Here is a 668-nt window from a genome sequence, read left to right on the forward strand (position 1 = left end):
TAAGCAAAAAGGACTTCTTACATGGACAACCTAACCGAACTCTACTGCCATATTGACGACTTTTATCAGCAATTCAAACCTGAGTTTGACGCTCATTTAATCGCAACGGGACACCAAAGGTTAAGAGCATGCCAGATAAGTGTAGCAGAGATTATGACCATCTTGGTACTGTTTCATCAACTGCGGTATCGACAGTTTAAGGCGTTTTACTACCATCACATGCTTGGCATGATGAAACGGGCGTTTCCAAATCTGCCGAGCTACTCGCGATTGAGCTATGCTGAAAAAACCGTAGAGATAAACTTGGTAAACTAAGCGTATTAACAGGAGTTTATCATGACCAAGAAAGTAAGAACCTACAGTGACGAATTTAAAGCCGAGGCCGTCAAGAAGATATCAGACAATAATGGCAATATCTCAGCCACTGCAAAGCAGCTTGGCATTGCCATGCAAACGCTATCAAATTGGCATAACAAAGCCAATCAAGGCAAGCTTGTCGGCACAGAGCAATACGATCCTGATCTTATGAGTGCTCTTCAAGAAATAAAGCAGCTCAAGCGGCAGCTCAAAGTGGCTGAAGAGGAACGCGAAATACTAAAAAAGGCGACGGCGTACTTCGCGAGAAACAGTTAGTCAGGTACGCCTTTATCAAAGACAACCAGTTCCTC

2 pseudogenes are annotated in these 668 nt (G+C 43.6%); both read left to right on the forward strand.

What is annotated here, in order from left to right:
* Positions 1 to 21: 21 nt before the first annotated feature.
* Positions 22 to 270: pseudogene (locus ACS8FD_RS21215) on the forward strand (IS982 family transposase); the annotation flags it as partial.
* A 66-nt stretch (positions 271 to 336) separates the two neighbouring features.
* A pseudogene (locus ACS8FD_RS21220) lies at positions 337 to 668 on the forward strand (transposase); the annotation flags it as partial.

The sequence above is a fragment of the Psychrobacter sp. 1U2 genome, from assembly GCF_051847575.1.